This window comes from Candidatus Zixiibacteriota bacterium (assembly GCA_040752595.1).
Lineage (GTDB): Bacteria > Zixibacteria > MSB-5A5 > WJJR01 > WJJR01 > JACQFV01.
Map to the genome: position 1 here is coordinate 39407 of JBFMGX010000022.1, position 9819 is coordinate 49225.

Genomic DNA, 9819 nt, shown 5'->3' on the forward strand with positions numbered 1-9819 from the left:
ATCTGCTTTGCGGCTCGCGGGACAACAACAGAATTCGCCCGAGGCAACAACGTGGACCTGGTGATCGAAATAGGCACCGGTCTCTGGGGGCTGATGCTCAAGATCTTCCTGATCGTGATGCCGTTGATCATCCTGCTGGAGTGGGCACGCTCGCAACCCTGGTTCGATCGCGCCATTCAATCCGCGATTCCCGTCTTCCGTCCCATGGGGTTCCGTCCACAGGCGCTCTTTCCACTCTTGACTGGCGTGATTTTCGGCATTGCCTACGGCGCCGGGGTGCTGATCCCGCAAGGGCAGTCCGGCGATCTGGATCGCCGCCAGATCTTTCTGGTCGGGGCATTCCTCTGTATCTGCCACGCCATCATTGAAGACACGCTGCTGTTTGTCGCCTTGGGCGGGAGCGGTTGGATCATCCTGACCGCGCGCTTTGCCGTGGCCATCGCGGTTGTCTGGTTGCTGGCGCGACTTCCCTGGCCCGCCGCGACCCCGGAGATGTCTCCCGTCAGCCCGGAGGGATCGGTATGACCATGGCCGCGGCGCGTCGGCATCTGTTCCTGGCCGGTTTCATGGGCACCGGCAAGAGCGCCGTGGGGCATCAACTGGCGGCACGGTTGCATCGTCCGTTTGTCGATCTGGATGGCGTCGTCGAATCGCTGTGCCGTCGTACGATCCCGGAGGTCTTCCGCGTCGAGGGCGAAGCAGCGTTTCGCAACCATGAGGCACGGGCGTTACGATTGGTTCTCGGTTCCCCTCCCAGCATCATCGCCCTCGGTGGTGGCGCGCCGACCGTTCCGGTGATTCTCGCCATGGCCCGCCAGACAGGCCGCACGGTACTGCTGACCGCTGATTGGGCAGCAATCTGGGATCGCGTGCGCGATGACCTCCCTTCGCGCCCGTTGTTGGCCGGGACGACCGTAGCCTCGGGTATACTCGGACATGATGATCCAGCGAGGCGGGAGCAGTTTGTCCGACACGCCGAGTCACTGCTGCAGTCGCGCCGCGACGCTTACGACCGAATCGCCGATCTTGTCGTCGATACCTCTCGATTGACGATCCCGTTGGTGGTCGAGCGCATCATGGAGTGGCTCGGTAACGGGCTCTGAACGATCCGGTGACACCCGTGGCACCCCGACCCAAGCCGACATTCACAGGTTCCGTGCCTGGCCGACAGACACGGATCTACATCGCTGACGGCTCGCTCAAGCGGATCGGGGTGTACCTGCGACCTGAGCGTCGTGGATTGCCGATCGCCGTCGTCATCGATCGGGCCGTCGACGATCTTGTCGGCCGTGATGTGCGCCGCTCACTGACGTTGGCTGGGTGGCTTCCACACTGCACGGTGTTGTCTGCGGGCGAACGCATCAAATCGGCCCGCACCGTCGATCTCTTGCAGCAACGGTGGTTCGTCGCGCGGCTCGATCGATCCACTCCGGTGCTGGCCGTCGGCGGTGGTACAATCACCGACTCTGCCGGTTTTGCTGCCGCGACGTTCATGCGCGGCGTACCGCTGTGGTTTGTCCCCACGACGGTCATCGGACAGGTCGACGCGGCGATCGGCGGCAAGGTGGGGATCAACACAACGTACGGCAAGAACCTCATCGGGTGTTTCTATCAGCCGACGGGGGTGATCATTGATCCGACCCTGCTTGCGACGCTGCCGGCACGGGAGCGACGCTCCGGGCTGGCCGAGATCGTCAAGTATGGCATCATGGGCGATTCGATTCTCTTCCGCCGCTGCGAGAAGACGCTCAGTCACTGGGTGGAAGGGTCACAACCGATGGGAATCGACGTGATCCGGCGCTGTGTCCGACTCAAGCTGCGGCTCGTGGCCGAGGACGAACAAGATCACGGGCCACGACGGTTTCTGAATCTCGGCCATACGCTCGGCCATGCCTTGGAGAAGACCGGGCGATATCAACGGCTGCGGCACGGGGAGGCCGTTGCGTTGGGCATCATCGGTGCCGCCGACATCTCGCGTCGTCGTGGGTGGATCGGGAACGATGATTTCCGCCGGATCGTGCGATGTTGCTCGCTCATTGCTCCGCGCCGAATCGGCAACTTCACGATCTCCGACATCATGAAGCCGCTGCGGCTCGACAAGAAACGCCATGCCGGGCGCGCCATCTGGGTGCTCCCGAGGTCCGTGGGCTCGGTTCGGCTGGTCGATGACGTTGCCGATGAAGAGGTCAGGGCCGCGCTCATCTTCCTGAGGCGCGCGTCTGACTGGGCAGTGGCCGCCAGGGAGGACGAATGAGCAAGCCAATACTGGTCCTGCACGGACCCAATCTCAACCGGCTCGGTTTGCGTGAGCCCGAGATCTATGGGAGACTCACGTTGGCGGAAATCAACGACCGCATCAGTGAGCGCGGCCGGCAACTGGGCGTCGACGTCGAATTCGCCCAATCCAATCATGAAGGTGTGCTCATTGACCGATTGCACGCGGCCGCCGACTCCGCCGGAGGGGTGATACTGAATCCGGGCGCGCTGGCCCACACGTCGATTGCCCTGCGTGATGCCGTGGCGTCCATCCCGATTCCCGTCATCGAGGTTCACCTGTCCAATATCTTCGCGCGTGAAGAATTCCGGCAGCGATCGGTTGTCTCCGGCGCCTGCCGGGGCGTGATCTCTGGCCTCGGTGTCTCGGGGTACTTGCTGGCCCTGGAGTACCTTGCTGCCGAAACCGCCGGCCGCTGAGCCGTATCAGTTCTTCCTACTCCGCCTCACCCCTTGGCGGTAGCTTCGACTTCCCACTGGTATCCTTGGGGATTCCCTGATGGGCTCCGCCACCCCAACAATCAGCCGTGATGTCGAGTCCATTCTGCACGGTCATCCGTACCGTGCCATCATCCGTCTGGCGTGGCCGGCAACGGCATCCATGCTGTTGCACACGGTCTTCTCGGTGGTCGATGCCATCTGGGTCGGGCATCTGGGCGCTGACCCGATCGCCGCGGTGATTTCGGCCACCTTCATTGTCTGGATCCTCCAGTCCCTCGTGATGGTCATATCCACAGGTCTGGTGGCCATGGTGTCGCAGGCACTGGGTGCCGGCGATAAGAAGGCCGCACAGTCGGTCGGGGAGTACTCGCTGCGCTTTGCCGTGCTCTTCGCGCTTCTGATCACCGTCGTCGGTTTGCTGTTGCGCCAGCCCCTCTTTGCCCTGATGCACTTGGAGCCGTCGGTCGTTACCCTGGGAAAGCAGTATATGGCGGTCTATTTCCTGGCGGCCATCCTGATTGTCTTCGTCGAATGGTCGATGGGGCTGTTCCGTGCTTCCGGGGACACGCGCCGGCCGTTGGCAGCGATGTCTACCGGAATCGTCTTGAACGTCATCCTCGACCCGCTTTTGATCTATGGCATCGGGCCGCTGCCGCGATTGGGAGTGGTCGGTGCCGCTCTGGCGACGGCAATCTCCTACACCGTCGTGTGCCTCATCTTCTTGCGGTTCCTGCGCGCTGGACGATTGCCGTTTCCGGTACGTCTTTCGCCCTGGGGCACCATCGACTGGTCGATCGTTGGTCGGATGGTGACGATCGGGATACCGATCTCGATCTCCAATATCGTCTTCTCCATCGTCTACCTCTTCGTCAATCGGATCACCGCGGGCTTCGGAACCGCGGCGGTCGCGACGCTGGGGATCGGCAACCGCATCGAGTCGATCAACTACCTCTTCGCCTACGGTTTTTCGATCGCCGCCGCCACGCTGGTGGGGCAGAATCTCGGCGCGGGAAATCCGGCCCGCGCCGCCGCGTTGACCCGCAAGACACTGGTCATCGTGTCGATCTATACGCTCCTGACGTCGATCGTCTTTATGCTGTTCCCGCGGACGATCATGCACGTCTTCGTCGACGACCCACAGTTGCTCCAAGCCGGGTCGCACTACATCCGCATCCTGGCGCTCTCACAGGTCTTCATGGCGTGGGAGATCGTCTTGGAGGGCGCCTTCTCCGGGGCGGGTGACACAATGCCGCCGATGATCGTCGCCATCCCCGGCGCGGTACTGCGCATCCCGAGCGCGTGGGTCCTTGGCGTGTGGCTCGGTCTCGGGCCCGACGGCGTGTGGTGGACAATCACGACGACGACCGTCGTCAAGGGCGTGGCCCTCTATGTCTGGTTTTCGCTGGGGCGTTGGCGGAAACGTCGTGTTCTATGATCCGGTGTCAAGCCGCCGTTGGCGCTTGCCATCTCGTGTGCTATGTTCCCGGCTATGACGGCTCACGAGCCCCCACCTTCGCGTACCGGCTGGGTTTTCTCCGACCTTTTTTTGCAGCACAATGCGGCGTTGCCTCATCCGGAATCCCCGGCACGGCTGCAGGCGATCCGGGACGCCCTCCGGCATGCTGACATCTTGCCGCTCCTTCACCCATTGGAATTCGGCGAAGCATCCACCGCCGAGGTCGAGCGCGTGCACAGTGCGACGTACCGCGGGCTCTTGGATCACGCCGAGGGACAGTGGCTCGATTCGGATACCTATGTCGGTCCCGGTTCGCCACAAATCGCCCGTCTGGCCGCCGGTGGTGTGATCGCAGCGGCACGGGATGTGTGGCTGGGACGGCTCGCCAATGCCTTCTGTGCCGTCCGCCCGCCGGGGCACCATGCGCTCGCCGGGCGCGGCATGGGATTCTGCCTGTTGAACAACATCGCCATTGCCGCCGCGAATCTCCTCGCCGAAGTGCCGGATGCACGAGTGTTGATTGTCGACTGGGACGTTCACCACGGCAACGGCACGCAAGCCATCTTCTACGATTCGGCGCGGGTCATGTACGCGTCCATTCACCAGTATCCGTTCTATCCGGGGACCGGCGCGGCCGACGAGACCGGACACGGACCGGGATTGGGGTTTACGGTGAATCGACCTCTGAGAGCCGGGGCGGGAGACCCTGAATTCCTGGATGCGCTCGATGCCATTCTTGGTGGCCCTGCCCGTCGGTTCGCACCCGACATTGTGCTCGTCTCGGCCGGGTTTGATGCGCATCGCGACGACCCGCTGGCCCAATTGGACGTGACCACGCCGGCGTTCGCGGAGGCGACAAGCATGGTCTGTTCATTCGCGCGGGACGTCTGCGGCGGTCGTTTGGTCTCCGTGTTGGAGGGGGGATACAATCTGGCCGCGCTCGGTGATTCTGTCGCCGCGCACGTGCAGATACTGATCGATACCGGCACAACAAATCGGCTGAAGGGAGACACAGATTGACGCGTTACGTGCGCTTCACTTGGCGGGGCGGGGAATACTGGGGAACACACGAGGCCGGGGGTGTTCGTCGCTGGAGCGATGCCCCCTACATGGGGGGCGTGCCCGGAGAACGAGTCCATCCGTTGGATCAGATCACATGGCTCGCCCCCGTCGTGCCTTCCAAGATCATCGCCGTGGGATTGAACTATGCTCCCCATGTCGCCGAGAGCGCCTCGGCCGATGCGATTCCCGAGGAACCGGTCATTTTTCTGAAACCGACGACGGCGCTGCTACCTCCCGGTGGGCAAATCGTGCTACCCGCCGGGGTCGACCGCGTCGACTATGAGGGCGAACTCGGCGTTGTGATCGGCAAGGGAGGGCGAATGATCTCCCGCGAACACGCCTTGGATCACGTGCTTGGCTTCACCATCGTCAATGACGTCACCGCTCGCAATCTGCAGAAGAAGGACAAGCAGTGGACCCGCGCCAAGGGATTCGACACCTTCTGCCCGGTCGGACCGTGGGTGCAGGCAGATTCTGATTGGCGGGGCTCGGGGCTGACCACCCGCGTGAACGGCGACGTGCGTCAACAAACCACCTTCGACCAGATGATCTTCGGCGTCCCGGAGTTGATCGCCTTCATCTCCGGAGTGATGACGCTGCTGCCGGGCGATTTGATCTCGACCGGAACTCCCGCCGGTGTCGGCCCGTTGTCACCCGGCGACAACGTGGAGATCGAGATCGCAGGGCTCGGCGTCCTGAGCAACACCGTCATCGCATCCGGCCAGTGAAGATGATGTGGATGCCAATCCTGCAACGCATCTGTCATCCTGAGCGAAGCGAAGGATCTGCTGTTTCGCTCTTTGGATGCCAGAATGGTATGGTCGGTCTATTGCGGTGGGCCAGAGCCGTGGCGCTCGTGGTCTTCCTGTCAGGCATTGGACTGATCAATCCCAGGGCGGCGACCGCCCAAGACACCTCCCCGCCGCTAATCCTCGAACACGCCGATTCCACCGAGTGGATTCACACGGACACCGCGAGCGAGTACCGCCTCTATGGCAACGTCTCATTCGTCCATGGCAACACGTCGCTTCTGAGTGATCGCGCGGTGTGGCAGCAGGACGTCGGCCTGGTCGCGTTCGACGGCAACGTGCACATCGCCCAGCCGGGGTTGTCGTTTGTCGCGCGGCATGTCGAATACGAGCGCGATGGGCAATCCGCCCGGGCCCTCGGCGACGTCCTCATCGAGGATACGACCGGGGGCTTCGCGCTTGTCTCACAACGGGCCCGTTTCGAACGCGGGGCCAATGTCGCGGTGGCCGATTCTCTGCCGCTCTTGCGCTGGGACTTCTTCCTCGATTCATCCGACCAGACGATCATTCGCGCCGACACCATTACGTACTTTCGTGACGAGAAACGCGGCATCGGTGCCGGCTCAGTTCACGTCTGGAAAGGCGACTGGGAGGCGCAAGGTGAGCGTGGTGAAATCTGGCCCGACTCTGGACGCGCGCTCCTCACCGGGAAACCCCGCGCCGTCGGCAGCGGCGGCATTGTCACCGGGGATACCCTGATTCTCTCCTTCGTCGAGAGGCGCGTTGACCGGGTGACCGCGATCGGCAACGCCGACGGCTCCTACCGCGACACGACCGTCGCCCTCAAGGACAGAGGGACCAGTATCCTCCGCGGCCGCGTCGCGGACTTCTTCCTGTCGAATGACTCGTTGCGCGCCATCCGTGTACGCGGTCAGGCCTACACCGATTTCCAACCCGATGATACGGCGCAGGGTGCCAATCATGCCTCCGGCGACTCACTGTGGCTGCACTTCGCCAGTGGTCGTTTGGCAACCGTGACCATTGACGGCGGCGCCCAGGGACGCTACACCGCTCCCCGATCCGGCGGCGGCACAGACAGCGTCGACTACAAAGCCGCGCGCATTCGGTTCGTCCCCGATTCCCAGCGTGTCGATCTGGAGAGATCCGGCCAGTTGCACTATCAGACCATCCTCCTCGACGCCGGGCGCATCTCTTATTGGACCAACCGCAAAAACCTCCTGGCGCGGCCGTTGCCGGAGCCCGACTCGGCCGGCAAGCCGCAGCAGATGCCGCGCCTCGCCGACGGCACACAGGTGATCACCGGGCAGCAGCTCACCTACAACATCGACTCGCGTCGAGGCCGCATCCGCGGCTCGGCCACCGAGTTTGAAGGCGCCTACTATCACGGCGGCGATTTCCGCAAGTACACCGACAGCGTGTTCTTCGTCACGCATGGCACCTACACGACCTGCAACCTCGAACAGCCGCACTTTCACTTTTCCAGCCGGGACATGGAGATCATCCGCAATGACAAGGTGATCGCGCGTCCGGTCGTGATGCGGATCGGCGAGCTCCCGGTCGCGATCCTGCCGTACTACATATTTCCGATCAAACGCGGCCGCCACTCCGGATTCCTGCCGTTGCGGATCGGCAACTTCCAGCGCGGCGAGCGGTTCATCGGCAACGTCGGGTACTACTGGGCGGCCTCCGACTACTATGATCTCAGCGGCGCCCTCGACTACAATGAAGCGACCGGAGTGCTCCTACATGGACGGGTCAACTACGCCTGGCGTTATCACTTCAGCGGTAATCTCTCCGGCTCATACGCACATGAGACCCACTACTCCAGCACCGGCACGTCTCGGGCCACACGCTGGAGTCTCGTCGGTTCCCATCAGCAGACTCTGTCGCCGACCACCACGCTGGCCGGCAATGCCGATTTTGTGTCCGATCGGTCCTACTATCAGAACTACAGCTACGATCCTTCCGACACACGCCGCCGCACCGTGCGCTCGCAACTGAACTTCAACAAACGTTGGCGCGGCGCTTCGATCACCGCCTACGTCGAGAACACCGAGAACCTCGACACCGACAGCCGCACCCGGCGGCTACCGCAGTTGGAGTTCTCGCTGTTCCAGAGACGGCTGTTTGCTCCCGATTCGGGAGCCACTGCGCGTTGGTACCACAATGCCTATGTGTCGCTGTCGTCGCGGCTGTCGTACTATCAGAGCCGCAATCCGACACCCGGCGATACCACCGGGCAATTCGACGAGAAGCGCTACGTTACGGTCGATCATGCGGCGGGGATTAGCTTCCCGCAGCGCGTGATCAAGTACATCAACGTGTCCCCCAATGCGTCGTTGGCGGAGACATGGTACTACGTGGCGAGCACGCGTCTCGCCCGTGATGCCGGCATTCCGGTCGAGGAACCCGCGCGGCGCATGTCTGGGACGATGGGCGTCAGCGCCAGCACGAATCTCTATGGATTCCTCAACCCGCGCCTCTGGGGCGTGAATGCGATTCGCCACACCATGTCGCCGCGCATCAGCTATGCGTTCACGCCGGCTGTGACCCGTCACGACGAACTGCGCAGCTTCACCGGCACCGGCGGCGGCTCGTCCCGCCGCAGCCAGGCGATCTCATTTTCGCTCGCGAATGTCCTCGATGCCAAACTCCACTCCGGCGACAAGGAAAAGAAGGTCTCGCTGCTCAACTTCGGATTGTCCACGCGCTACGATTTCGAACGCGACACCCGCCGTTGGAGCACGCTGGCCGGCAACGTTCGCACCAACCTCGTGCAGCGCCTCGATCTCTCCGCCGATGCGACTTGGGACCTCTATGATCCGACGACACTCGAACTGAAATGGACCGACCCGCGCCTGCTGAACTTCGGCGTGTCGGCGGCGATGAGTCTGCGGGGAAGCGCTTCGGCGCTCACATCCGTGACCGCGATCGGCGAGGAAGGCCGCACCCGCGACACGTCCCAGGCCGGGGCGAAGCTCCCCTTTAACGCCTCATTCTCGTATCGCTACGATGAAGCGCGCGCCCTGACATACACATCGAAGACGCACTGGCTCGGTTGGCGTTTCGATTTCAGCCCCACGAGCAATTGGTCGATTCACTATCAGCAAACCTATGATCTGGCAGGGGGTCGCATCACTGACGAACGTTTCGAGTTCCGTCGCGATCTGCACTGCTGGGAGGCGGTGTTCTACTGGGTCCCCGGCGGCGGCCATCAGGGATACTACTTCCGCATCAACGTCAAAGCGATTCCCGACATCAAAATCGAACGCTCCGAAAGCGGCCTTTTGGGCGCCTTCCGGCAGTATTGACTCCGAGCCCGTGTTGGACGGGCGCAATGAATTGCGCCCCTACGCCCCCAGTCTGTCATGCTGAACGAAGTGAAGCATCTGCTGTCTCTTTCCCACGCCGGGAAACAGCAGACCCTTCGCTTCATCCCGCTCGAAGAGCGGGGTTCGCTCAGGGTGACAGACATGTTCTGTAGGGGCGCGGCCTGCCGCGCCCGAGGGCGACCCACCGGGTCGCCCCTACGCGACGACAACCTCCCCCTTCGGCTTGCCCCGCGTGGAGTCGAGGGGGGGAGGTCGCTTGGCCCTTCAGGCCGGACCGGGTGAGGGAAACACACCGAACCACGTATCGGGGCGCACTGTTCACCACGAGTGGTTCACCACGAGCGGCCGTGCGCCCCTGGACAGGCAAGAATGGGCTTGTTGAAAAACCTCCCAATTCCGCACATGTGCGGTCGGGTGCCCACACCCGACCGTTGATGCACAGCCACTTGCGCCGGGTGTGGGCACCCGGCGCCACGGAAACGGT

General features: G+C 62.9%; 8 protein-coding genes. All 8 read left to right on the forward strand.

Annotated elements, in window-relative coordinates; translation table 11 throughout:
- The first annotated feature begins 60 nt into the window (after positions 1-60).
- The 8 genes from AB1792_07015 (at position 61) to lptD (ending at position 9314) form a co-directional block, all read left to right on the forward strand.
- Positions 61-525 (forward strand): nucleoside recognition domain-containing protein, encoded by a 465-nt coding sequence (locus tag AB1792_07015; protein MEW5701962.1) that lies wholly within the window; start codon positions 61-63, stop codon positions 523-525.
- Positions 522-1103: a shikimate kinase gene (locus AB1792_07020; protein MEW5701963.1), complete on the forward strand. Its 582-nt coding sequence runs from the start codon at positions 522-524 to the stop codon at positions 1101-1103. The genes AB1792_07015 and AB1792_07020 overlap by 4 nt, the downstream gene beginning before the upstream one ends.
- 17 nt (positions 1104-1120) lie before the next feature.
- On the forward strand, positions 1121-2254 hold the full coding sequence (gene aroB, locus AB1792_07025; protein MEW5701964.1) for a 3-dehydroquinate synthase: 1134 nt from the start codon (positions 1121-1123) through the stop codon (positions 2252-2254).
- Positions 2251-2694 carry a type II 3-dehydroquinate dehydratase gene (gene aroQ, locus AB1792_07030; GenBank protein MEW5701965.1) on the forward strand — a complete coding sequence of 148 codons (444 nt, stop codon included), beginning with the start codon at positions 2251-2253 and terminating at the stop codon, positions 2692-2694. Before aroB ends, aroQ begins: the two co-directional genes overlap by 4 nt.
- 79 nt (positions 2695-2773) lie before the next feature.
- Positions 2774-4150, forward strand: a complete 1377-nt coding sequence (locus tag AB1792_07035; GenBank protein ID MEW5701966.1) for an MATE family efflux transporter — start codon at positions 2774-2776, stop codon at positions 4148-4150.
- Positions 4151-4204: 54 nt separating this feature from the next.
- The gene (locus AB1792_07040) at positions 4205-5191 is read left to right on the forward strand and encodes a histone deacetylase (protein ID MEW5701967.1); all 987 of its coding nucleotides are present in this window, start codon (positions 4205-4207) and stop codon (positions 5189-5191) included.
- A complete protein-coding gene (locus AB1792_07045; GenBank protein ID MEW5701968.1) occupies positions 5188-5961 on the forward strand; it encodes a fumarylacetoacetate hydrolase family protein in 774 nt (257 codons plus the stop codon). Before AB1792_07040 ends, AB1792_07045 begins: the two co-directional genes overlap by 4 nt.
- A gap of 11 nt (positions 5962-5972) precedes the next feature.
- Positions 5973-9314: an LPS assembly protein LptD gene (gene lptD, locus AB1792_07050; protein ID MEW5701969.1), complete on the forward strand. Its 3342-nt coding sequence runs from the start codon at positions 5973-5975 to the stop codon at positions 9312-9314.
- Positions 9315-9819 lie beyond the last annotated feature (505 nt).

Excerpts from the sequence above, each read along its gene's own strand:
- AB1792_07020 (MEW5701963.1), top strand. The coding sequence starts at position 522 with ATGACCATGGCCGCGGCGCGTCGGCATCTGTTCCTGGCCGGTTTCATG.
- aroQ (MEW5701965.1), top strand. The coding sequence starts at position 2,251 with ATGAGCAAGCCAATACTGGTCCTGCACGGACCCAATCTCAACCGGCTC.
- AB1792_07035 (MEW5701966.1), top strand. The coding sequence starts at position 2,774 with ATGGGCTCCGCCACCCCAACAATCAGCCGTGATGTCGAGTCCATTCTG.
- AB1792_07040 (MEW5701967.1), top strand. The coding sequence starts at position 4,205 with ATGACGGCTCACGAGCCCCCACCTTCGCGTACCGGCTGGGTTTTCTCC.
- lptD (MEW5701969.1), top strand. The coding sequence starts at position 5,973 with ATGCCAATCCTGCAACGCATCTGTCATCCTGAGCGAAGCGAAGGATCT.